The 25,074-nt window shown below is 35.3% G+C and carries 19 protein-coding genes; 14 read left to right on the top strand and 5 right to left on the bottom strand.

Annotation, left to right across the window (positions count from 1 at the left end):
- The gene (gene lptC / locus M2372_RS03430) at positions 1-591 is read left to right on the top strand and encodes an LPS export ABC transporter periplasmic protein LptC (RefSeq protein ID WP_115971155.1); all 591 of its coding nucleotides are present in this window, start codon (positions 1-3) and stop codon (positions 589-591) included.
- A gap of 10 nt (positions 592-601) precedes the next feature.
- On the top strand, positions 602-1,645 hold the full coding sequence (locus M2372_RS03435; RefSeq protein ID WP_123318336.1) for an anhydro-N-acetylmuramic acid kinase: 1,044 nt from the start codon (positions 602-604) through the stop codon (positions 1,643-1,645).
- Positions 1,646-2,018: 373 nt separating this feature from the next.
- Here M2372_RS03435 and M2372_RS03440 read toward each other — a convergent pair whose 3' ends face one another.
- The gene (locus M2372_RS03440; protein ID WP_115971153.1) at positions 2,019-2,408 is read right to left on the bottom strand and encodes an SRPBCC family protein; all 390 of its coding nucleotides are present in this window, start codon (positions 2,406-2,408) and stop codon (positions 2,019-2,021) included.
- A gap of 526 nt (positions 2,409-2,934) precedes the next feature.
- Here M2372_RS03440 and M2372_RS03445 point away from each other — a divergent pair.
- Positions 2,935-3,546, top strand: a complete 612-nt coding sequence (locus M2372_RS03445; RefSeq protein ID WP_123318333.1) for an NUDIX hydrolase — start codon at positions 2,935-2,937, stop codon at positions 3,544-3,546.
- Here the strand turns inward: M2372_RS03445 and murF are convergent.
- Complete coding sequence (gene murF / locus M2372_RS03450; protein WP_123318332.1) at positions 3,539-4,810, bottom strand: UDP-N-acetylmuramoyl-tripeptide--D-alanyl-D-alanine ligase; 1,272 nt, start codon at positions 4,808-4,810, stop codon at positions 3,539-3,541. The two genes, M2372_RS03445 and murF, sit on opposite strands and share 8 nt — an antisense overlap.
- Positions 4,811-4,953: 143 nt before the next feature.
- On the bottom strand, positions 4,954-6,555 hold the full coding sequence (gene gldJ, locus M2372_RS03455) for a gliding motility lipoprotein GldJ (protein ID WP_115971150.1): 1,602 nt from the start codon (positions 6,553-6,555) through the stop codon (positions 4,954-4,956).
- 165 nt (positions 6,556-6,720) lie between these two features.
- On the opposite strand from gldJ, the gene porU reads away from it, so the two are divergent.
- The 4 genes from porU (at position 6,721) to M2372_RS03475 (ending at position 15,130) form a co-directional block, all read left to right on the top strand.
- Entirely contained in the window at positions 6,721-10,617 is a 3,897-nt protein-coding gene (porU, locus tag M2372_RS03460; protein WP_123318331.1) for a type IX secretion system sortase PorU, read from the top strand.
- Between the two features lie 59 nt (positions 10,618-10,676).
- Positions 10,677-11,825 carry a type IX secretion system outer membrane channel protein PorV gene (gene porV, locus M2372_RS03465; protein ID WP_115971148.1) on the top strand — a complete coding sequence of 383 codons (1,149 nt, stop codon included), beginning with the start codon at positions 10,677-10,679 and terminating at the stop codon, positions 11,823-11,825.
- A 247-nt stretch (positions 11,826-12,072) separates the two neighbouring features.
- Positions 12,073-14,328, top strand: a complete 2,256-nt coding sequence (locus tag M2372_RS03470) for an FUSC family membrane protein (protein WP_123318330.1) — start codon at positions 12,073-12,075, stop codon at positions 14,326-14,328.
- 73 nt (positions 14,329-14,401) lie between these two features.
- Positions 14,402-15,130: a hypothetical protein gene (locus M2372_RS03475; RefSeq protein WP_123318329.1), complete on the top strand. Its 729-nt coding sequence runs from the start codon at positions 14,402-14,404 to the stop codon at positions 15,128-15,130.
- On the opposite strand, the gene M2372_RS03480 is transcribed toward M2372_RS03475, so the two are convergent.
- A complete protein-coding gene (locus tag M2372_RS03480) occupies positions 15,111-15,725 on the bottom strand; it encodes a 4'-phosphopantetheinyl transferase family protein (RefSeq protein ID WP_115971145.1) in 615 nt (204 codons plus the stop codon). The genes M2372_RS03475 and M2372_RS03480 overlap by 20 nt on opposite strands.
- A 143-nt stretch (positions 15,726-15,868) precedes the next feature.
- Between M2372_RS03480 and M2372_RS03485 the strand changes: the two genes are divergently transcribed.
- Positions 15,869-17,287 carry an aspartate/glutamate racemase family protein gene (locus M2372_RS03485; RefSeq protein WP_228455635.1) on the top strand — a complete coding sequence of 473 codons (1,419 nt, stop codon included), beginning with the start codon at positions 15,869-15,871 and terminating at the stop codon, positions 17,285-17,287.
- 94 nt (positions 17,288-17,381) lie between these two features.
- Here M2372_RS03485 and M2372_RS03490 read toward each other — a convergent pair whose 3' ends face one another.
- Positions 17,382-17,897, bottom strand: a complete 516-nt coding sequence (locus tag M2372_RS03490; RefSeq protein WP_123318327.1) for a pyridoxamine 5'-phosphate oxidase family protein — start codon at positions 17,895-17,897, stop codon at positions 17,382-17,384.
- Between the two features lie 166 nt (positions 17,898-18,063).
- Between M2372_RS03490 and ahcY the strand changes: the two genes are divergently transcribed.
- The 6 genes from ahcY to M2372_RS03520 all read left to right on the top strand — a co-directional run bounded on the left by ahcY (position 18,064) and on the right by M2372_RS03520 (position 25,073).
- Positions 18,064-19,377: an adenosylhomocysteinase gene (ahcY, locus tag M2372_RS03495; protein ID WP_115971143.1), complete on the top strand. Its 1,314-nt coding sequence runs from the start codon at positions 18,064-18,066 to the stop codon at positions 19,375-19,377.
- 83 nt (positions 19,378-19,460) lie between these two features.
- Entirely contained in the window at positions 19,461-20,609 is a 1,149-nt protein-coding gene (locus M2372_RS03500; RefSeq protein ID WP_123318326.1) for an acyltransferase, read from the top strand.
- 234 nt (positions 20,610-20,843) lie between these two features.
- On the top strand, positions 20,844-21,626 hold the full coding sequence (locus tag M2372_RS03505) for a hypothetical protein (RefSeq protein WP_123318325.1): 783 nt from the start codon (positions 20,844-20,846) through the stop codon (positions 21,624-21,626).
- A 292-nt stretch (positions 21,627-21,918) separates the two neighbouring features.
- Positions 21,919-22,689, top strand: coding sequence for a hypothetical protein (locus M2372_RS03510; RefSeq protein ID WP_123318324.1), 771 nt, complete (start codon positions 21,919-21,921; stop codon positions 22,687-22,689).
- Between the two features lie 168 nt (positions 22,690-22,857).
- On the top strand, positions 22,858-23,250 hold the full coding sequence (gene yiaA / locus M2372_RS03515) for an inner membrane protein YiaA (protein ID WP_115971139.1): 393 nt from the start codon (positions 22,858-22,860) through the stop codon (positions 23,248-23,250).
- A gap of 146 nt (positions 23,251-23,396) precedes the next feature.
- Complete coding sequence (locus tag M2372_RS03520; RefSeq protein WP_123318323.1) at positions 23,397-25,073, top strand: BspA family leucine-rich repeat surface protein; 1,677 nt, start codon at positions 23,397-23,399, stop codon at positions 25,071-25,073.
- Position 25,074: the final 1 nt, after the last annotated feature.

Raw genomic sequence — 25,074 nt, forward strand, 5'->3', positions numbered from 1 at the left:
ATGAATTTTTCAAAAAAAATAGTATATAAAAATATAGCATGCCTTTTTAGTTGTGCTATATTTTTTATATTGACATCCTGTGAGGAGGATCTTACCAAAAAAAATGGTAACAACAGCAAGAACTTTCCCTCACAGATCATTAATAATGCCAATATCATACAGCGTGATTCAGGGTTTGTAATTCTGAAAGCCAAAGCTGCTATCATTGAAAAATATGAGCTGATCGACAGTCCTTATACTGTGGCCAGAAAAGGAATTGATATTGAATTTTTCGATAAGAAAAAACCAAAGCTCCCGGGAACCATCAAAGCCAAATATGCCAAGTTTTTTGATTATAAACAATTTTACGAAGCTAAAGGCAATGTAAGAATCACCACCAATGAAGGTCAAAAATTTGCCATGCAGAGCGTTTATTGGGATCAGAGAAAAAAACGCATCTATACCAAAGATACTGTGTATGTAACTATGGAAGATGGCTCAACCCTTGTGGGTGCTAATGGGATGACTGCCAAGGACGACTTTTCTGAATATACTTTTTATAACAATTCCGGAGACTTTAGCTCAAAAAGACTTTCCGAAAATAAAAAATAGCGTCTTCCCCATGAAAACTCTTGCCATTGGACTTATGTCCGGAACTAGTTTAGACGGATTGGATATCTGTCTTGCTGAATTTGAAAAGAAGGACAAATGGCATTTCCAGATCCTGGAAGCAGAAACCCTTCCCTATCCTGCCGATTGGGAAAAAAAACTCAGAAATTCTATCCATCTTCCGGCAGCAGACCTTTTGGAACTGCATTCTGACTATGGTTTTTATTTAGGCCAAAAAGCAAAGACATTTATTGAAAAACATCAGCTTGAAAACATTGATCTGATTGCGTCTCATGGCCATACAGTTTTTCATCAGCCTCAGAGAAAATTTACACTTCAGATTGGAGACGGCAGAGCCGTTAAAATGGAAACCAGTGTGCCGGTAGTCTATGATTTCAGGAGCCAGGATGTCCTGATGCAAGGAAACGGAGCGCCTTTGGTTCCTATAGGTGATGAACTTCTTTTTTCACAATATGATGCCTGTCTTAATTTGGGTGGTTTTTCAAATATTTCTCTAAAATCAGAGGAGAAAAGAATTGCTTTTGATATATCCCCGGTCAATATCGTCCTGAATCATTTGGCTCAACAACTGAATGAAAACTTTGACGAAAATGGTGATCTGGCAAAAAAAGGAGAGATTGATGAGGCTTTACTGAACCAACTTAATTCTTTAGATTTCTATCAGCGTCCTCATCCTAAATCGCTGGGCATAGAATGGTGCAACCAACATATATTTCCAAAGCTCAACGGCATACCTCCCCTGGATGCCCTGGCTACATTTACAGAACATATTGCACAACAAATCTCTGCGGTCATCAATAAATATAATATTCAAAATATATTGGTAAGCGGAGGAGGTGCATATAACACATTTTTAATCGAGAAAATAAAAGCTAAAACAGAAGCTGAGATCATTATCCCTGAAAAGGAAATCATCGAATATAAGGAAGCTCTGATCTTTGCCTTTATGGGAGTTTTAAAAATGAACAATGAAATTAATGTTCTTTCTTCTGCTACAGGAAGTATTGCTGATCACTGCTCTGGAATAATCGTTTAAACAGCTTCAAAATGACAGCAATCATTTGATCAGATCACATCTATAACAATTACTTGTGGTTCTCAACAGATAGTATGTAAGTATTTACAATGTGCAGAGAGATACCTATACAATCAGGTTTTTATCGGTTCAGATCTTTATTGGAAAAGAAATTTGTGAACGGCCGAAGTGTTGAAGCTTATTCAAAAATACTTAGTACCAGCTCTGGATTTCTTAATAAAATCTGCAAACAATTCTGTGGGTTGTCTGCCCAACAAATGATTCATTACAAGCTAATTTCAGAAATAAAGAAACAACTGTATCAAAATAAATCAACAAAAGAGAAAAGAACCTCTAGTCATAAAAAAACCTTCAGAAATGAAGGTTTTGTTTATTATTTATAAGCTTCTATCTTATCTGTCAATGTATTGATAAAGTTCTGTAATGGCTTTTCTACCATCATTTTGATGAACGGATTGAACTTCCCTTCAAACAACATCTGAACTTCTGTCTGGTTTTCATTGATAGGATTTAAAGTAGCTGTTAAAGAGAAATCCAGGCTTGAACTTGCAGATTTCAATATAGCTTTCTGATCAGTTACCTCATCTATCTTTAATGCGATTTCCGGCATTCCTTGTAATCCGAATTTAAAACCATTATCTCTTGTTTCAAATTTCTGAAGACCATCCGGCATGAAATCTTTGTAATTTTCAGGAGTTTTCAGTAATTCACTTAACTCCTTAGATGATTTATTGACAATAATTTTTCGTCCTTCTAAATTCATTTTTTTATTCTGTATTTAAATTCTTATAAAGATAAGCTTCTTTACATTTATGATAACAACAAAATTATAAAAAAAATAGACAAAGACGTTATCCAAAGCATACTTTTAAAGACCGAAGTATCTCCCTAAAAGAAATTAGTTACGAAAGGAGCATATTGTAGCTAAAAACTACTCATTTACCCTATTGAAATGCTATACTCATCATAATTGCGAATTGATTTTCATATTTTGAACTGTCACCAGGAAAAATACCTTTGCCTGAGTGATTTTTCCATAATTGTTCAAATTTTAAATCTATTAAAAAAGCTTCTTCAAAATAATACAATTCAAGAAAGAATATTATAATAAAAAACCAAACAATTGTTCTCATTAAGAAAAATAAAGCACTTAAACAGGTATATTTTGTTGCTATATTTTGATATATTTGCGTATAAATTGTGGTATAAAGCACGGTAAAAACCATCTGTTTTATCGTATATTAAAACCATTACTCCCTAAGGATCAATACTAACTATAACTATCTGAGATGTATAAAGTTTTTGTGAACGAAAAAAAATTATTGATATCTAAGCATCCCGAAGAACTTGAAAAAAAACTTGGGTATGAAAGTTTCACTACTTTAGAGATCGCATTGGATCTTTTAGAAAACACTTCTGTAAACGAACTTAATGTTTATGGTGAGAATATTGATGAGATCTGGCAGGAGTTCCAAAAACTGTTCAGAATTATAGAAGCGGCCGGAGGACTGGTGATCAAGCCTGAAGGTGAAATGCTTTTCATCAGAAGGCTAGGCAAATGGGATCTTCCAAAAGGAAAGATGGAAAAGGGAGAATCCAGGGAAGAATCTGCAGTAAGGGAAATTGAAGAAGAAACCGGTTTAAAGGATGTGGAACTTGTACAGTTTATCAATACTACTTATCACATCTATATTGAAAGAAACGGTGAGAAAATCCTGAAATGTACCCATTGGTTTGAAATGAACTTCAATGGTGAAGATACTTCAAAGCCACAGATCGAAGAAGGAATTACTGAAGTTGCCTGGAAAAACACTCCTCAGATTGAAGATGAAGTTTTCCCAAGCACATTCAAAAATATTAAACTTATTGTAAAGGAATTCTGGGCTTTAAAGGCTAAATAAAATCAATTACCTTTTCCAGTGCTATTCCTCTTGATCCTTTCAACAGTATATTTTCTGACTGAATTTTATTTTGCTGTAAATATGCCGTCAGTTCAGCGGTATTTTCAAAAGCCAGGTCTGATGAATTCACTCCTTTAAAGTGTTTCCCTACTGTAATGATGGTATCAAAACCAAGAGTTCTGGCCAATTCCAAGATATTCTGATGCTCTTTTTCACTCTCTGTACCCAATTCCAGCATATCACCGATGATAATGGTCTTACGGCCCTCAAACGTGATAAAGTTATTTAATGATGCAGTCATTGAACTTGGGTTGGCATTGTAAGTATCCAACACTAATGTTCTGTTCTCTTTTTTCACCACCTGCGAACGCATATTGGTTGGGGTATACTGTTCTACTGCATGCTTTATTTTTTCAAAGCTGATTCCAAAATGAAGGCCAAGACTTGCTGCAGCGCAAAGGTTGGTAAAGTTATACTCTCCGGTCAGTTTAGATACAGTTTTTTCTCCCTGATAAATCAGTCCTACAAAATGATCTTCTGTACACGGTTTAAAATCGTAATCTGATTCTGCTTTTCCAAAAGTGATCTTAGGTAAATAGTTTTCTGTTTTTTCAACCTGAACAGGGTCATTTTCGTTAATGATAATTGTCTGATGATTTTCTTTAAGATAATCATAAAGCTCAGACTTCCCTTTAATGACGCCTTCAAAACCGCCGAAACCTTCCAGGTGTGCTTTTCCAAAATTGGTAATATATCCGAAATCCGGCTGTGAAATGGTACAAAGGAATTCTATTTCCTTCTGATGATTAGCCCCCATTTCAATCACAGCCATTTCATGCTCCGGCTTAATGGAAAGAATCGTCAGTGGAACTCCGATATGATTATTGAGGTTTCCATACGTATACTGAACATTAAACTTTTCAGACAACACGGCATGGATCAGCTCTTTAGTGGTTGTTTTCCCATTACTGCCTGTAAGGCCTATAAAGGGAATATTCAGTTTACTTCTGTGGTAGATGGCCAATTGCTGCAGAAATTCGAGTGTAGACGGAACATAGAAGATATTTCTATCCTTATTTTCAAACTCAGACTGTTCAACAATGGCAGCCAAGGCTCCGTTATCAATGGCTTTTTCCGCCAGGATTGCTGCATTAAAATTATCACCGGAAAATGCGAAAAAAATGTCATTTCTGTCTATTTTTCGGCTATCAATCGTTACTTTACCGGCTTGTAAAAGCAAAGGATAAAACTGTTCTATATTCATGTGGAACTATATATATTTTCAAATAGAAATCGCTAAATCTGCATTAGTATTTCAGAATTTTTCAGTCAAGCGATTTCATGGTTCAAAAATAAAAAACCTTCCGAAAATCCGGAAGGTTTTTTAAAAGTATTTTTTGATAAATATTATCTTCTAGTTCTGTTCTTATCATTAGTTCTGGCATCCTGTGCAACACGGAAACCAATCCAACCATAAGCCCTGCCCTGATTTTTATATCTTCTTTGTCCCGGGTCCAGCCAGTACGCAGTATCTTGCCAAGAACCTCCTTTTACAACTCTAACATCGTTAGAAATTCCGGACGTTCTGTCTTTGGTATCTTTCTGCATCTTAACTCTACCGCTAGCATCTACAACAAAGCTTTTTTTAGGAGCATTGTACATATTAAATCCTGAAGCAGAATCTGAAGCTCTGTAATACTCTAAAGAAGATTGTCTGTCACCATCTCTATAGTTTCTGTAGTCAGCAATCGTTTCTCTTTCGAATTGTCCCGGAAGACCTTTGTAGACTAATCTACCATCCGCTAAAGTATCATACTTAATGGTACCTTCATCAACCATTTTGTAAGTTCCGTCTCCATTTTTTACGATAGCCTGAGGCATATTTCCTCTGTAGTAATTGAAATCGTTGTAATCTTCATCAATGATCGGTCTGTAAACATCGGCAGTCCATTCTGCAACGTTACCATACATTCCATAGATCCCAAGGTCGTTAGACGGATATTGTCTTACGTCTGAAGTCTGTGCAGACCCATCGTTTTTCCATCCAGCGATACCAGAGTAATCTCCTTTACCCATTTTAAAGTTTTCAAGGAACATACCTCTTTCTCTTCCTTTGGTACCTCTTAATCTTTCGATTTCTGGTTTTTTACCAAGGTATTGGTTATATTCTCTGTTTTTTGCCATTCCTAAAGCTGCATATTCCCATTCAACTTCTGTAGGAAGTCTGAATTTTTGAACCATTGCACCATTAGGAGCTCTGTTTGCCGACAATAATCTTTGGTTGGTAGTTTTCATACCAGATTTTTGCTGCATTCTTTTTTCGTTGATATATCCTTGCATTTCCGGATCATTCGCTTTGAATTTATCCATGTTAAATGCTGTTCCTCCCTGGTTATTGGATTCGTTGATATACATATCCTTAGCAATAATACCTGCCTGCATCAAAGCTTTTTCGTTTGCTCTGTCTGTCAGCCATTCACAGTATCTGTTTGCCTGTGTCCAAGAAACTCCTACTACCGGATAATAATCGAATTCCGGAGAACGTAGATAGGTTTCATTATAATCGTTTCTAGATAATTTGTTGTCCCATAATAAGGTATCCGGTAAAGCACCGTTATAGATCTCCTTAAAGCTAGGGTCACTTGGTGGGAATACATACTTCAACCATGTAAGGTATTCGCGGTATTCGTAGTTAGTAATTTCTGTTTCTCCGATAAAGAATGAACTTACCTGCATTCTGCGCGGCGTGTTATTCCAATCGTGCATAACATCATCTTTCACTAATCCCATTGTAAAAGTTCCTCCTTCTACATATACCATTCCCGGCCAACCCTTCTGCTTCTGTTGCTTTCCTGCAAAAAACCAACCCTGTTTTTCGTTTGGCTTCCAACCCGTTTTACTGACAAATTTTTTGGTACCGCCACCTTTGCTGGTTCCTGATCCGCCACAGCTGGTTAATGCAAGTGTAGAACTTAATGCTATTAATGAAAACAACTTTAGTTTTTTCATAGTCGATATAAATATTTTCAAGAGTACAAAGAAAAAATAAATTATTCAATAAATCAAATAAAGATTTGATTTTTTTGAACAACGATAACAAATTAATTTTATTGTATTGCAATTTAATTCTAAAATTTTCATTTATTTTGTAATTTAGCAATTTCAATAATAAACATGAAACGAAAAATCACGCTTTTATCTTTAATCGCTTTTGCATCAACACTTTACGCCCAAAGAAACACCATAGAATGGAATGGTTCTAAAATTCAGGATTTTGGTGAGACAAAATTAAATCTTCCCAACTTTAAAAATGAAGGTTTTTCTTTCAGCCAAAATAATGTTTTTATAGTAACCAAGCAAAAAATCGGAGAAAAGGAGCTGAAAATTTCGGATCTTGTCTGGGATGGAGTTTCCAACCAGGATTTATATGAACTCAAAAAAGGAGTACTTCCTGATCATGACATTGCTGAAGTAACCTATTATACATTAGATGGAGAAAGATATGCAGGTATCAGTGTAGGCTTGTTTAAAAATATAAATGGGCAGGTTCAGAGATTGTCTTCGTTTAATGTTTCAGAAGCATCTACTCCTATCAATACTTTTGGAGGAACCAGTAAAATAGGAACTACAGTCAATCCTCTTGCCAGCGGAAACTTTTACAAAATAAAGGTGGATAAATCCGGAATCTTCAAAATCACGGCACAGTTTTTAAGAGATAACGGAATTAATCCTGCTTCTGTAAATCCAAAAAATCTCAGAGTTTACGGAAACGGAGGAGTCATGCTGCCTGAATTCAATCAGGACCCGCGATATAATTCTTTACAGGAAAACGCTATTCAGGTAGCGGGTGAAGATGACGGAATATGGAATGATAATGATTATGCTTTATTCTATGCACAGGGTCCGAACGGTTACAATCTTTATGATACCAATAATGGAAAAGGCTTTAAGAGAAGAGAAACAAGATCCGATACAAGTAACAATCTCAAAAATATATATGATGACTCTGCCTATTATTATATCAACTTTGATAAAGGTGCAGGGAAAAGAGTCGCAACTATAGATGGGGATTTACCTGCTCAGATGATTACCCGTTACGATAGCTACCAGGTGATCAATAATGATCAGAAAAATTTATTGAAAGTAGGTAGAATATGGGTAGAAGATACTCCTTTCAGTACTGAAAAGGTTATTACTCTGACCACCAATTCGCCTATACAGCCTAATGATATCATAAAATACAGATCACAGGTAATAGGATACAGATCACAGCTGAATTCCATTGATATTAAAATCAATGATCTGAACCTGTACCATAATTCCGTTCCTACTGATGACCCAACCTATCAGTACAATTATTATCCGATGAGATATAATGGTTTTATTACCAACCAAAGCGGAAATCAGATCACATTGAAATACAATCCGGATATTTCTAAAAACCCTAACGGAACATTCTACTTTGATTACCTGGAGGTACAGTATAAAGAGAATCTTGCATTCAACGGTTCTCAGATGAACTTCAGGGATTATTCTATAATAAGCGGAAGTAATACGGATTATGGTTTCAGTATTTCTAATGCGTCTTCTATAGAACAGGTATGGGATGTTACTGATATCACCAATGCCAACAGAAGAGTCAATAAGACAGGAACAGGGTTTTTCAATTTTGCATATAAAGCTTCCAGTACAGATTTCAATAATGAATTTGTAGCGTTCCGTGCTGATGCTGCTTTTACGCCTCAGTTTGTAGGAAGAATTGCCAATCAGAACCTCTCTGCGATCTCTAATATAGATTATTTGATCCTTACTGTACCTGAACTGATGGGACAGGCACAAAGACTGGCCAACTATCATCAGACAAAAAACAATTACAAAGTAGAAATTGTAGATGTAAATAAGGTCTATGAAGAATTTGGAAACGGAAGTAAGGATATTACCGCAGTAAGGGATTTCGTTACCAAATTAAATACCCCGCAAGGCAGACTTCAGTATGTATTCATTTTGGGAGATGCTTCTTATGACTACAAGAACAGAATATCCGGTAATAACAATATTGTTTCAGCGTATCAAAGCGAGCATTCCTCAGATTATGTACAGTCCTACGTTACGGATGACTATATTGTAATGACTCAGCCGCAAACTGCCACTAATATAGGATACAATCTGCCGAACCTGCCTGTAGGAAGAATTCCTGCTACCAATAATACGGAGGCAGCTAATATGATTGATAAAACTCTGGCATATTACAATGCCCTTCCGGGACAATCAAGTCCTTTTGGAGACTGGAGAATGAAACTGGATTTTGTGGTAGATGATAATGAAGAAGGTGGCAGCCCTTTCCATGATGTTATGAATAAAGCACTGGTCGATATATTTGAACAGCCGGGTGTACCGGCTCTGAAAGAATATAATGTAAGAAAACTGTACCTGGATGCTTTTACCATGCAAAGTACTGCAGCAGGACCAAGATATCCACAGGTAAACCAGGCCATCTCCAACAGTATAGGAAACAGCTTATATTTATTCTATTTTGGACATGGAGGAGTCAACGGTTGGGCCCAGGAAAGGATATTAACCACTACAGAGGTGCAAAATTCCAATAACTTCACCAGTGTATACAGCAGATTCCCGTTGGTATCTACCATAACCTGTGAGTTTACATTGTGGGACGAACCTTCTACCAATTCTGCAGGAGAGCAGTTCATGAAGCTTAAGCAGGGAGGTCCTGCTACAATGGTCACTTCGAGCCGTGCCATAGATATTGGTTATGGACGTACTTTCACCGATATTTTTACCAGAAATATTTTCAAATTGGCCAATGATGACTTCAATACGTTAGGGTATGCCCATTTAAATGCAAAAAAGGAAAAAGGAGTTAATGAGAACCATTTAAGAGTAAATTTACTGGGTGATCCGGCGATGAAACTTAGCAGACCTCAAAGATTACTTACCATTGACAATATTGAAACACCTGTCCCGGGATTGATCCGTGGACTTGATTTTGTTAAAATAAAAGGACACATCAATAATCCTAACGGAACTTTGAACAATACTTTCAACGGAAGGGTTTCTATTAATATTTTTGATAAAAGACTGAATAAGAAAACGCTGAACAATAATAACTGGTCTCACCCTATACTTAATTATACAGAAGAAGGAAGTGCTATTGTAAAAGCATCAGGAATTGCAGTAAACGGTGTGTTCACTGCAGAATTTTATGTTCCGAAAGACATCAATTATGCTGTTGGAGAAGGAAGAATAATGGGCTATGCAGACAATAAAGCAACCGATGTATTCAATAATCAGGCTGTACAGATTGGAGACATCAATCCCAACGGAATTAATGATAACCAGCCGCCAAAAGTAAAGCTGTATATGAACAATACCAACTTTGCTGATGGTGGAATTACTAACCAGAACCCAATGCTTCTGGCATGTCTTACAGATGATACAGGAATTAATTCTGCAGGATCAGGGATAGGTCATGACATTACTGTATATTTAGACGGTCAGGTGATCAATACTGTTATTCTGAATGATTTTTATTCTCCCGGGGAAGGGAACGGATGTTTAAACCCGAGTCTTGCTGAGTATCAAAAAGGAAATGTAAGCTATCCTTTCAGGAATCTTCCGGTCGGACAACATCAATTAACATTTAAAGTTTGGGATATAAACAATAATTCGACAACTGCTACGTTAAATTTTGAGGTTAAGGATGAAGCTGACCAGCATCTGATAATCAACCGTCCGTTGAACTGGCCGAATCCATTCACCAATAAGACATATGTTCAGTTTGAACATAATTGCGATGATATACTGAATGTAAATGTGCAGATTTATACCATAACCGGAAGATTAGTAAGAACCTTATCTCAGGCAGTGGTTGCAGAACCGTTCCTACAGGGATTCAGAACTCCCCGTCAGGCTATAGAATGGGATGGAAGAGATGATTTTGGGGCAACTGTTGCAAAAGGTACATATATTTTTAAGATATTTGCAAAAAGTCAAAACCAAGAAAAGTGCAAAGGAAGTGCCACAGCTGTAGAAAAAATGGTACTTTTGAAATAATTATATAAAACATAGACAATAAAATTAATAAAAAACTGATAATATATAAAAGACAATATATGAATTTAACTACTAAACTGCTTTTAGGACTTGGGTTAAGTGCTGGTTTTCTGGGTTATTCACAAATAAACCCTGTACTTACCGGAGCTCCTTTCCTGAGAATTGCGCCAGATGCAAGATCGGGAGGTATGGGAGATCAAGGGGTAGCAACCTCTCCTGATGCATTTTCACAATTTTGGAATGCAGCTAAATATCCTTTCAGCAGAACAAGTTCTTCCATAGGTCTTACCTATACACCCTATATGGGAAAACTTACCAATGATGTATTCTTATTATATGGATCTTTCCATAAATTTCTTGGACAGGATGAAAGATCTACTATTTCCGCGAGTATCTATTACTTCAACATGGGGGAAGTAGACCTTACTCAGCTGGTAGGTAATGATGTTACTTCCAATGGGGTATCAAAACCTAATGAATTCTCCATTGATGTTGCCTATGGTCTTAAACTTTCTGACTCCTACTCCATGGCTGTTACAGGTAGATTTATCCGTTCAGACTTAGCCGGAGGATTCAATACAGATAATACCCTTAAAGCAGCAAACTCTTTTGCTGTAGATATTTCAGCATACTATACTTCCGAAAGATTCTCAAGTTTTGGAGGATATGACGGTAAATTAAATGCAGGTTTAGCCATCCAGAACCTTGGTCCGAAACTTGACTATACCGGAAATGAAGAATCAAGATCTTATCTTCCAACTATGGCAAGATTAGGGGTTGGATATGATATGTATATGGATGATATGAACAGAATCGGAATCTCCGTGGAAGGTTCAAAACTTTTGGTACCCGGATCTGAATACGTTGGATTAAATGCTTACAGAGAGCCTAGATACGAAATTCCGAATGTAGGTCCAATTGCCGGTATCGGAAAATCATTTAAAAATAAAAACAGTATCATGTACAGTGGTGCTTTAGAATATTCTTATGACAATGCTTTTTCTGTAAGAGGAGGTTACTTCCATGAAAGTGAAGAGCAGGGAGCAAGACAGTTTGCTACAGCAGGTATCGGATTAAAGTACCGTTCTTTCGGGCTTGATCTTTCTTATCTGATCAATATGTCTAAAATAAACACGGCATTGGATAACACACTCCGTTTCGGTCTTACCTGGAACATTGGTGAAGAAACATCCAACAACGAACGTTAACACATTTCAGCAGTTATACAAAAGCCTCATCCATTTGCATGAGGCTTTTTTATTTAATTAATCCCACCGCACCAGTCAATTTCTATACCTACCTATTCACTTGGTAAAACAAAAACTGACCATTAACAATACACCTATCCCCACTCCCCACACTTTCTCCGGCTTTATTAAAAAAATATAACATTTAAGTTCACAAAAGTCTTCCTTTTATGGCTATTTTTTTAAATTCAATAGCTATTTTTGTAGTATGAACTATTCGGCGGAACTAAAAAAATTTGTGACCAGTCAGTATCTGTATTCTGCAATCAGAATTACATTAGCTACTGTTCTCCCTTGTTTGGTTCTCGCTCACTTTGGAATTTTAAAAGAATACTTTCTTTTCCCACTCGGGACCAGCTTTGTTGCCCTTACCGATCAACCCGGCCCTTTTATAAGAAGAAGAAATGCGCTGGCATTTGCCATTTGCTGTTTTGTCTTTGTGGCACTCATTGCTAGTCTGGTGATGAATTTTAAGATATTGGTATTATTGGAGATTATCGTCTTCGGGATGTTCTTCTCCCTCATCGGGGTCTATGGCCAGCGACTGGCAGCAGTGGGTTCATTATCACTCGTGGTACTTGCCATCTTTATTGACGGGCATCTTACAGGAGCGGATATCTTTAAAAGTCTCCTCATTTTTGCCTGTGGATGTATTTGGTTTTTACTGATATTCCTTGTGGTAACAACTATCCGTCCTTATAAATTGGCTAGCCAGATGATTGGAGAAAATTATCTTCAATTGGCTGATTTTTTAAAGATCAAAGCCAATTATTATCAGAAGAATCCGGATTTTGATAAGCTTACTACCCAGGTTATTGCCAAACAGATTGAAATAAAAAACCTACAGGAAGATACCAGAGAAACTGTTTTTAAAACAAGAACCATCGTCAATGAATCTACGACGACCAGCCGCTTATTGATGCTGATGTTCCTGAATTCTATGGACCTTCATGAAAAGCTGATGACTTCTGAAAGCGATTATCAGAAGCTACAGCAGAGCTTTGAAGACAGCATGATCCTGGTTAATATCCATGATTATCTTAATCTGCTTGCTGAAGAGATCACCAATATCGGAATTGCCCTCCAAAGCGGAACAAGGGCAAAGCCTATGTTGAATCTTGAATTAGAATTAAAGAATCTCAACTATAATTACTTCGAACTTAGAAATAGGCAGCTATCACCTGACAGTCTGGAAAACTTCATGGTTCTGCGACAGATCCTGATGCGCATCAATGAAATCACCAAGGAGATCAATGAGATTTACAAAGTATTTTCACAGGATGTAAAACTGGCAAAAAGTTTATCCACGGGATTAGACTTAAAGAAATTTATGCCTAATGAGCCCAAACTGAACTTTAAGGTTTTAAGGAATAATATTTCATTATCATCTTCCCAATTCCGCCATGCAATAAGAATTACAACAGCCTTGCTGGTGGGATATCTTTTCTCTATGTTTGATTTTCTTGGCTTGGGGCATACGTATTGGATATTAATTACCATTACAGCTATTCTAAAGCCAGCTTACTCCATCACCAAACAAAGGAACCTCCTCCGTCTCTACGGAACTGTTACGGGTGCCACAATTGCCTATATCATCCTGCATTTCATACACATCAATAGTATTTTGTTTGCCATCCTGCTGATCAGCATGATTATGTGCTTCAGTTTCTTGAAGGGAAAGTATTTTTGGGCAGTCCTTTTCATGACGATCTATGTTTTTCTGAGTTTTAATTTTTTAAATCCCGGAAAAGTAAATATCATTTTTAAAGACAGAGTTGTAGATACAGCTATTGCCGGAATTATAGCATTTGCGGTTTCCTATATTGTGTTACCTGTTTGGGAACATACACAAAACCTGGATCTGATGAAAAAGTCTGCTGCAGACAATCTGATCTATTTTCAGAGTGTAATGTCTAAATTTTTGCAAGGGAACTTCGATATTGAAGACTATAAAGTAAAGCGAAAAAATGCCATCATTTCATTAGCCAATCTTTCTGATAATTTCCAGAGAATGATTTCGGACCCTAAAAATCAGCAGAAAAAGTTGGAAGTGGTTCACCAGTTTGTAGCGACCTCACATCTTGTCACCGCTTATACTGCTTCTTTATCTCAATACTCTAAAAGCAATGAGCAATATCCCGAAATAGATGCAGAAAGCTGGAGCCGAAAAATAGAGGCTGAAATGCAGCAAACCTCAACGTTATTAAATGGAGATGATATCACTGAAGCTCTTAGAATGGAAAGCCGCCTGGAACCTGAAGATTCATCCATTGAAGATATGCTTTTGAAGAGAAAGACCGAAATTGAGGAAAATGATATTATTGACCGAAGGGATCCCGATAAAATATCCCATTTAACGGAACTTAAAAATATTCATGATATTCTGGAACTGATCTATGATGTTGCCAAGGAGCAAAGAAAGGTGATAGAAAAATATAAAGCTGAAAAAGTAGAGGAATCCTAATCTCTTATTTTGTTTCTTGTCCTACGGCAATTTAATTTTTGACTGATTATAATATCTTAGTTAAAAATTAACCATGGAAAACCTTACTATTCCCATTTCATTACTGTTTGGAATCATCACTTTCGTGACTCTGCTGCTATTTTGTTGGGCAATAAAAAATTCTGCTTCAGCGATCATAAAATCCGGAACAGGAAAGATTTTTCTTATCCTTCTCTGTTGGCTAATCATTCAGGCAGCTTTATCTTTAAATGATGTCTATAATAGTCATTTAAATTCTCTTCCTCCCAAAATTGTACTGCTGGGTATCTTTCCTCCGATTCTGGTAATATTATTTATGTTTAATACACCAAAAGGGAAACTCTTTATTGACAGCCTCTCTCTTTTACATATTACTTACCTTAATATAATAAGGATCTTTGTTGAAATAGCCTTGTATAAACTGTTCTTATACAAAATGGTCCCGGAAATTATGACGTTTAAAGGAATCAACTTTGATATTCTGGCAGGTATTTCGGCTCCATTTATTGCTTACTATGGAATAAGAATGTCGAAAATAAGCAGAAACCTGATTTTGTACTGGCATATTATAGGGCTTGCATTGCTGCTCAATATAGTCATTATTGCTTTTCTTTCAGCTCCATCACCGTTACAGAGGATAGCCTTTGACCAGCCTAATATTGCTATATTGTATTTTCCTTTCAGCTGGTTACCTACTTTTATTGTTCCGGTAGTTCTTTTTGGACACCTGGTTTCAATACGGCAGCTATTCAGGCAGAAACAGCCTACTCCTCCACAATCGTAAAGCAGTAATCATCAAAAAATTCCACTCTTGCCTTGAATTCATCGGAAAACTGCTCGTCATACACACGGCAGCTTATCTTATGAAGATGCTTTAACTCAAAAGGTTTTACTTCATAATTTTTCTTCAGCGACCAGTATTTGGAATGGTGAATCTTATACATACTTTCCTTTACACTCCAGATGATCGTATAAAAAGTATCGGCTTTATCTTCAGGAATAAAACCTCTTTCATTTTCATAGGTGAATTTATCGATGACCCTTAAGATCTTAGGATTGAACTTTTCCACATCTATTCCTATTTTATTTTTAGAAATAGCTATGGCTGCAAAGGGAAAAGAATGGGTAATGGAAATCTCAGCATCATAGGGAGAAAGAAAAGGTTCTCTTTCTCTATATAGAATTTTGGAATTAGGTTTTAAACCTTTCAGAAGCTTACGAACCATCAATACCTCCAATAGTTTTTTAGGATGGTAATCCTTTACTTTTTCAGCATTCTCCGGTTCCAAAAGTTCATTGATGTCAAGTTCTTCACTTTCATCATACTTCCAAACAAGGATTATGGCACTATCATCTGAAAAATCTCGGTAAAGGGGCATTCTTTTTTTATTCGGTAAAAATAGTGAAAAGAAGCGGAAAGAGGAAATGATAAATTCTGGAAAAACAGGAAAACGGTTGGTACAAAAATAAGTACACCCCCAATTAAAAGCAGTAAATTTGTTGCCATCATAAAAGTATAGCATTGGAAAAAATTGCTGTTATCGGAGGTCTCGGTACATTGGCCGGGGGTGACTTATTTTTTAAGTTATTAAAGCATCAGCAGGTGTTGAAAAACCAGCTGCATTATCATTTTGTATTTGAGCAGCAGCCTTACAGCCAGATCAATCTGCCCTTATATCATGAAGAAGATATAAAATCCAGAAAATTTTACACTTATAATGTCTGCAAAAATTTTGAAACCCAATCTGTAACAAAGGTACTTCTTCCCTGCTTTGCCAGTCATTCATTTATTAAAGAACTTCAAAAAGAAATTTCTATTCCGGTAGTTCATATTTTCAAAGCACTGGCCAATTATATCAGTTTACGCTACAAAACAGGGATAAAAATCGGAGTATTGACGTCAGATTATGTAAAAGAAAATAAAATGCTCCATCAATATCTTCCCAATTATGAATTGGTATTCCCATCAGATCAGCAGATGTTGATGGAAGCTATTTATGGAGATCAGGGAATTAAAAACGGATATCTTGACGGTCTTTCTTTGGAATACATCTACGAAGCCTGTACAGAACTTTATGATAAAGGCTGCGATGTTATCCTACCCGGAATTACAGAATTATCTTTGGTTGTAGAACAATTATGGAAACGTGGCGTACACATACTTGATGTGAATCAAATCTATGCTGATTATGCTCTGGAATATGATAATGATATTACTGCAAAACAATTTAAACTTGGGATATTGGGTGGTGTAGGTCCTTCTGCTACAGTGGACTTTATGAATAAAATTATCCAAAACACACCAGCACAAAAAGATCAGGACCATATTAAAATGGTGGTTGAACAGAATCCTCAGATTCCGGATAGAACAGCCCATCTGATTCACCAGGAAACAGATCCTAGTATAGCCATGTTTTCCACCTGCAAACGTTTGGAAGCTGAAGGAGCAGATGCTATTGCAATCCCCTGTAACACAGCTCATGCTTTTGTGGAGGAGATTCAGAAGTATTTACATATTCCTGTTATCAATATGCTGTCGACAACCGCTGAATATATTGATAAAAATTTCGGACAATCTGTAAAAGTTGGATTACTTGCAACTAGCGGAACTATTGAAAGCAAAGTATATCATAATATCCTTGGAAAATCAGGTTTTGATGTGCTCATTCCTGATAAGGAGCATCAAGCCCATGTTATGGAAAGCATTTATGGCGAATATGGTGTAAAAGCAGGATTTACGAATGGTATTTCTAAAGAATATCTTCTTAAAGCAGCAGACTTGTTAATTAACAATGGAGCTGATGTTATCATATTAGGATGTACAGAACTTCCACTCCTTTTCCCTGAAGAGACAGAAATTGTCAGAAACGAAAAAAATATTCCTCTGCTTGATCCAACTTTAATTCTGGCAAAGAAAATAGTCACTATTGCAAAAGGCTAATATCTTTATCCACAGACTTTATAAAAAAACAGCTGCAAATTCTTATTGCAGCTGCCTATATCAGTTTGAATAGTCAATAGAAATATTCAATATTTTATTTAGATTGGTGGTTTGCATCGTTCCTGTGTTCTACAATCTCTAAATTCTGATCTACAAAATAAGCGCTTCCGAATCCGTTTACATAAGACCCTTTTGCAGGCTGTAAAGCAATTAAAATAAAATCACCCATTTCAGAAATAACATCCACTACTTTTCCGTGAGTTTCTTTTAATTTTGTCACTACATGAGTCCATGTTTCTGAGTCTCTTTCAATCTGGGAAGTGGCTGCTTCTATTGTTAAGCGTTCTCTTGCATAAATCTGTTTGGTAGCAGACTCATCTTCAATAAACATGATTGAAGTTTTTCTTCCTTCCGAAAGATTTTTAGTATGTCTTGCCATAAATGAAACCAGGATATAAAATGTATTGTCTACCTGCACAAACGGTGCATAGCTGGAATTAGGATTTCCTTCAGCATCTACAGTAGCCAGAATTACACTTTTGGATCTGTCAATAAGCTCCTGTACCTTGGGAGCTACAGGTTTTGTTTTTTTCTCTGTATGGGTATTCATAAGATATAATTTATAAGGGTAAAAATAATTATTTATATTAAGACTAAATAATATTAAGTTATGTTTAATCTCATGAAACTGAAATTGATCTGTTGTTTTTTTATCTTAATTATAAATTGTAATTTTGTCTTTCGTTATCAACTGAATTTAAATTTATTCATTACATATGAGTACAACAACACAATACGTTCCTTATAAAGTTAAGGATATCTCCCTTGCAGAATGGGGAAGAAAAGAAATTACCCTTGCAGAAGCAGAAATGCCAGGTTTGATGGCTATCCGTGAAGAGTATGGACCATCTCAACCGCTTAAAGGAGCAAGAATCGCAGGATGTCTTCACATGACGATCCAAACGGCTGTGCTTATCGAGACATTGGTAGCTTTAGGAGCTGAAGTTACCTGGTCATCTTGTAATATTTTCTCTACACAGGATCACGCTGCTGCGGCTATTGCAGCTGCAGGAATTCCGGTTTATGCCTGGAAAGGTTTAAATGAAGAAGAATTTGACTGGTGTATTGAGCAGACTTTATTCTTTGGGGAAGACAGAAAACCACTGAACATGATCCTTGACGATGGTGGAGATTTAACAAACATGGTGTTTGATAAATACCCTGAATTCACAAAAGACATCAAAGGTCTTTCTGAAGAAACTACTACCGGAGTTCACAGACTTTACGAAAGAATGAAGAACGGAACTTTGGTAATGCCTGCTATCAACGTAAACGACTCTGTAACTAAGTCTAAATTCGACAACAAATACGGATGTAAGGAATCTGCGGTAGATGCTGTAAGAAGAGCTACTGACGTAATGTTGGCTGGAAAAAGAGTGGTAGTTTGCGGATATGGAGACGTAGGTAAAGGTACTGCTGCTTCTTTCAGAGGAGCTGGTTCTATTGTTACTGTTACTGAAATTGACCCAATCTGTGCGCTTCAGGCTGCTATGGACGGTTATGAAGTGAAAAGATTAGATACTGTGGTAGATAACGCAGATATCATCATCACTACAACAGGTAACTTCAACATCGTAAGAGGAGAACACTTCCTTAAGATGAAAGATAAAGCGATTGTTTGTAACATCGGTCACTTCGATAATGAAATCGATATGGCTTGGTTAAACCAAAACTATGGTCAGACTAAATCTGAAGTGAAGCCTCAGGTTGATATCTATACTATTGAAGGTAAAGAAGTAATCATCCTTGCAGAAGGAAGACTGGTAAACCTGGGATGTGCAACTGGACACCCAAGTTTCGTAATGTCTAACTCTTTCTCTAACCAGACTTTGGCTCAGATCGAATTATGGAACAACTCTGCAGCGTACGGAAACGAAGTATACATGCTGCCTAAGCATTTAGATGAAAAAGTAGCAGCTCTACACCTTAAGAAATTAAGCGTAGAACTTGAAACGCTTTCTCCTGAGCAGGCTGAGTATATCGGAGTTGATGTAAAAGGGCCATTCAAGCCTGAATACTACAGATACTAAGAACTTTAATTTTTATAAAAAATTCCTTTGCATGTCATTGTAAAGGAATTTTTTATACATTATATTTATCGAAAATTTAATTAATGAGCATAGATAGCTACCTCTTTATATTAATTTGTTACTCATCGATATTTATTTCTGGATTTTTTATTTCCAGGATTGTCAATTTTAAGACTGCAACCAATCGTTTTGAAAGTATTGATGGTTTTAGAGGGCTTCTAGCAACTGGGGTTTTTATTCACCATTCTATAATTTGGAAAAATTATCTCAGCTCTAATACATGGGAATTACCTAAAAATCATCTTGCTGTACACCTTGGTGAAAGTTCTGTAGCATTTTTCTTCATGATTACCAGTTTTTTATTCACTAATAAACTTTTAAAATCAGGAAATCAGAATTTGACTTTTTGGAGAAACTTATTGTATTCAAGGATTTTCAGACTGTTCCCTTTATATTTTTTTGTGGTCACTATTTGTATATTTTTCGCATTAGCTATAGATCATTTTATTTTTAACTCAACTCTATATGTTTTTTTAGCACAATGCTTAAAGTGGTATATGTTCAATATTAAAGGGAAAGTAATTATTGGACAAACTTACAATATTGATTTTATGCTGGCTGGTGTGGTCTGGTCATTACCCTATGAATGGTTATTCTATTTTACCCTTCCAATTATTGGAGCTTTTATGTTGAAGAACAAAAATGTTATCTCTATAATTGTATCGATGCTATTTATTTTAGTATATATAAATCATAATACAATTAGCCTAACCCATGTTATTTCATTCTTAGGAGGTATGATTCCAGCAATAATTCATTACTTTCATCCTAATATAAAAGTAAGCAATAAACTATATGCCCTTTTAGCAATTTTGTGTTTAATTATAGGTCTGTCTTTTGATTCGAGTAGCCGTAATTATTTTTCTAAAACATTTTTAATCATAGCATTTACTATTATTGCTTTAGGTAATAATTTATTTGGATTTTTAAAGATCAATTTTTTGAAATTTTTAGGAGAGATTTCATATAGCACTTACCTAATTCATGGGATTTTATTATTCACAACTTTTTATTGTATTGGTTTTGATACTGTAAAAATTATGAACGGAAACACCTATATGTTTTTGATTTTTATCATTGCAATTTTTCTAAATATAATTTGCTCATTTACATTTTATTTAATTGAGAAACCATTTATAAATCTATACTATAAAATAATAAGTAAGAAGTAAGTATAACGTTCCAAAAAAGATGGTTTTTATTTAAAATATAACCACAAATACATAAGTCTTTAAGGATTAGAAAAACAATATCGGAGTAGATGTAAAAGGGGCCATTCAAGCCTGAATACTACGGATACTAAAATGCAAAAGAATATGATAAAACCCCACTAATCTGAAATAGTAGGATTTTTTGCTTCCCAACCTGTAAGGTATTCTTTACTTTTGCAGAAAATTTAAAATAGCATGAAAAACTACTTATTTCTTGGGATGATAAGTACAGCTGTATTCTTTAACAGCTGCAGCAGTAATGATGAAAATCAACCTACAGAAAAGAAATTATTACTAAGCAAAGTAACCACAAATTATTTTTATAAAGATACTAAAACCCAAATCTATATAGATAAATATGAATACAACGCCCAAGGGGAGCTTATAAAAATATCAAATAACAATGGATTTACCACTATTGAATATGATAAAGACAAACCAATAAAACTAAATTATCATTTTGATGACCAACATAAAGAAAACTATTATTCAGAGGTTTATTATAATGGAAATCAGATCAACAAAATAGAACAACATTATCCATTTATTACAGATAAATACATCACTTTAAAGTATACTTATAATACTAATGGTCAGATAGCCTCCAGTAGCGGCTGCTGGTCTCCGGATTGTTCCGAATCCAACACTACATTTTATACTTATTCAGGAAATAATATTTCTGTAAAAAAACTCTCATCTACGAAATTTGAGTATTTTTATGATAATAAATTAAGTCCTTATACCTACATGAACAAGTATATAAAAATTTGGTTAGAAAGATTTGGTTTAGATCATATAAATAACAACAACAATTATATAGCTCGTAAATCTACCATTAGTGGTGAAGTATCAGACTTTGTTAATACTCTTACTTATACCTATGAATATAACAGCTCAGGATTACCAGTTAAAGGCACAGGAAAAGATAGTGATCAATTCACTTTTGTTCAATACAATTACGAATATATTACCTTATAAAAACAATTATGAAAGCTCTCCAATTTTTGGGGAGCTTTTCTTCTTCAGTAGCTGATTCCTGCTATACGCTTATACTCCTCACTCCAAAGCTGGCTCACCTCAAGCCTTACAACTTCCTGATATATGTTCCTGCTATCGGGGCTAGAATAATAATTGTAAAAGAAAATTATGACTGAATACAATAAACTATAGAATGCAAAAATATGATTTAGTCCCAGTATTTTGAAATAATAAAACCTTTTATCTTAAAACCTCATTGTATTTTCTATTTTTGCCAAAAATTTAAAATTACATGAAAAAACACTTATTTCTGGGGATAATGGGAGCTGCTGTATTCTTTAACAGCTGCAGTAGTAATGATGAAAATGAACCTACAGAAAAAAAAATATTACTAAGCAAAGTAACCACAACTTACAGTGACCCTATTGTAAGTTTTCTAAATGGTACGCTAACACTGGAATACAATAGTAAGGGACAGCTTATAAAAATGCAGTCAAAAGAAGGAACCAGTATTTTTGAATATAAGAATGGCAAACCTATAAAATCAAATGATTATAATTCACAGCAGCAGTTGGAAAGCTATTCTGAGTTTAATTACTCTGGAGATCAGTTGGTAAGTAATAAAATTATATATACAAATTCTGAGAATAACAGAACTCATCAGTATGCTTATAACGCAGTGGGTCAACTCTCCTCTTACACATCCTGTAGATCCGTTAATTGCTCAGACCCTACTAAAGAAACCTATATTTATAATGGTGATAATGTATCACTACATACTCTTAATTTTAATGAAACAGATTTAAAAACCGAATACTCTTACGATAACAAATTCAATCCATACACCAATACCGATAAATATTTGAAAATATCATGGGGTAGAAATGATATTTTAAGTAAAAACAACTGTATAATAAGCAAAAGCGATTCACAATACAGTGGAAAGGATATTACTACATACAATTTAGAATACAATAGTGCAGGTTTTCCCACTAGAACTATAGGAAAAAGTATGAATGGAGAACCTTTTGTTCAGTATGATTATGAATATATTACCTTGTAAAAATATACAAACTCTCCAGTTTCGGGGAGTTTTTTTGTATTAGGCTACGGATTCCGAATGAAAATAATAGAGATTAATGCCTCCGTATTTTGCCCATATTTTCTCATGATTACAACAATGTTAATAAAAAATGAATATATTTAGCTTTTTAAACAAAACATTAAATTCATGAAAAAACAAAGAGTATCAAATGCATTTATTGCAGCCTCATGGGTCGCATTGGGAGCAGGAATGATTGGGTATATTGTAGGACTTGTAAGGGCAGAAATGCTGCTGAATGAGAAAGGTTACTATTTTACGATCTTATTATATGGTTTATTTGCTGTTGTTTCCTTACAGAAAGCTGTTCGTGATAAATTGGAAAATATTCCGGTAACGGATATTTACTATGGAATCTGCTGGTTTGCTACCTTGTCCTCCATCGTATTACTGGCCGTTGGACTTTGGAACGCCACCATCCTTCCAAGTGAAAAAGGATTTTATGCCTTTGCCTTCCTGCTGGCACTTTTTGGTGCTATTGCTGTCCAGAAGAATACAAGAGATAATATGCTTCAGGAATAATACAGAAACTCTCCCTATGCTGGAGAGTTTTTTATTTTACAGATTTCTAATCATATCATTTATAAAAACACCAAATACACTTTCGAATAGTTAATAAAATAAATATTAATTTTATTTTAAATATATTTATTTCATAAAATACTGATATGAGCAAAAAACTTTTACTATTTTTTCTTTTTATTGTATTCATTCAGATAGCAAAAGCTCAAAATGAGTTTATCTCAGTCTGGAAACCAAGCCTTCCTTCATATTCTTCTATAGGAATTCCATATAATTCTAATGAAAATCAGATCTGGTTTCCCGGAAAAGGAACTAACTATAATATCTATTGGGAAGAAATAGGCTACCCCTCCCATAATGCCACTATATCGAATCTATCTTCCGATTATCAGATACTTATTGATTTTGGGCATCCATTAAATCCTACTCCTTCAGATGCTACTTATCGAGTAAAAATAAGTAATGGGAATGGAAATTTCGATCAAATACAATTTATGAGTTCTCAGATAATCAACGGAAACCAAACTCTTGGTACCGTAGGAGATTCATATAAAATAGTAAATATTGAACAATGGGGAAATATCACGTGGAATTCTATGCAGCATGCATTTAATCGTTGTGAAAATCTGGATATTACAGCAACTGACACTCCTGATCTTTCTGAGGTAAATGATATGTCTAATATGTTTTATAACTGTCATAATCTGGTTGGGAATCCCACCATCAATAACTGGGACATATCCCATGTTACCTCCTTAGTAGGAACTTTTAATGCCTGCTATTTATTTAACCAACCTATAGGGAACTGGAATACTTCCAACGTGACTTCAATGGCAGCAACCTTCCTCATGGCACAAAATTTTAATCAGCCCATAGGAAACTGGAATACCTCTAAAGTAAAGACGACAACTTCTATGTTTTTTTATGCTTTGGAATTTAATCAGCCTATCGGTACCTGGGACATGTCACATAATCTTCAAATGGAACTGATGTTTGTAGGAGCCGGACAATTTAACCAACCTATAGGAAACTGGAATACATCCAATGTCACTGATATGCATGCTATGTTTCAATATGCAACAAACTTTAACCAGGACATCAGTGCATGGAACACAGGTAATGTGAAATTGATGAGGGATATGTTTTTTATGGCTGAGCAGTTCAACATTAATATTTCAAACTGGAATATAAGTAACGTAAAAGACATGTCTAATATGTTTAACGGTGCAAAAAAATTCAATCAAAATATTGGCGGATGGGATGTAAGCTCAGTAACCAATATGTCCAATATGCTTAATAATGCAAAAGCTTTCAATCAGGATTTAGGAAATTGGAAACTTAATTCATTACAAATAGCCAACAATATTATTGCAAATACTGCGATAAACTGTCAAAACTACAACAACACTCTTTATGGATGGAGTCAAAATCAATCAATATCTAATAATGTCAATATATCACCGGTTTCTTCTCTTGTTTACTCAACTCCCCAAGCGGCTACAGCAAGAGATTATCTGATGAATTATAAAGGCTGGACCATTACCGGAGATACCTATAATCAGGAATGCGAATCCCATCTTGGAACCTCAGATATAAAAACGGATAGTACAATAAGCATTTATCCCAATCCGGCTACAGATTTGGTCTATATAAAAAATACCCACGCAGAGCAATATGCTATCCTTGATCTGGCTGGCAGAGTTATTTTAAAAGGAATTCCTGTAAACAAACGCATTCATATCCAAACTTTAACTCCCGGCAACTACGTTTTACAACTCCAGTCAAAAGATACTGTCCAGAATTTAAAATTCATCAAAAAATAGA

The sequence above is a fragment of the Chryseobacterium sp. BIGb0232 genome (assembly GCF_024810195.1).
Taxonomy (GTDB): Bacteria; Bacteroidota; Bacteroidia; order Flavobacteriales; family Weeksellaceae; genus Chryseobacterium; species Chryseobacterium pennae.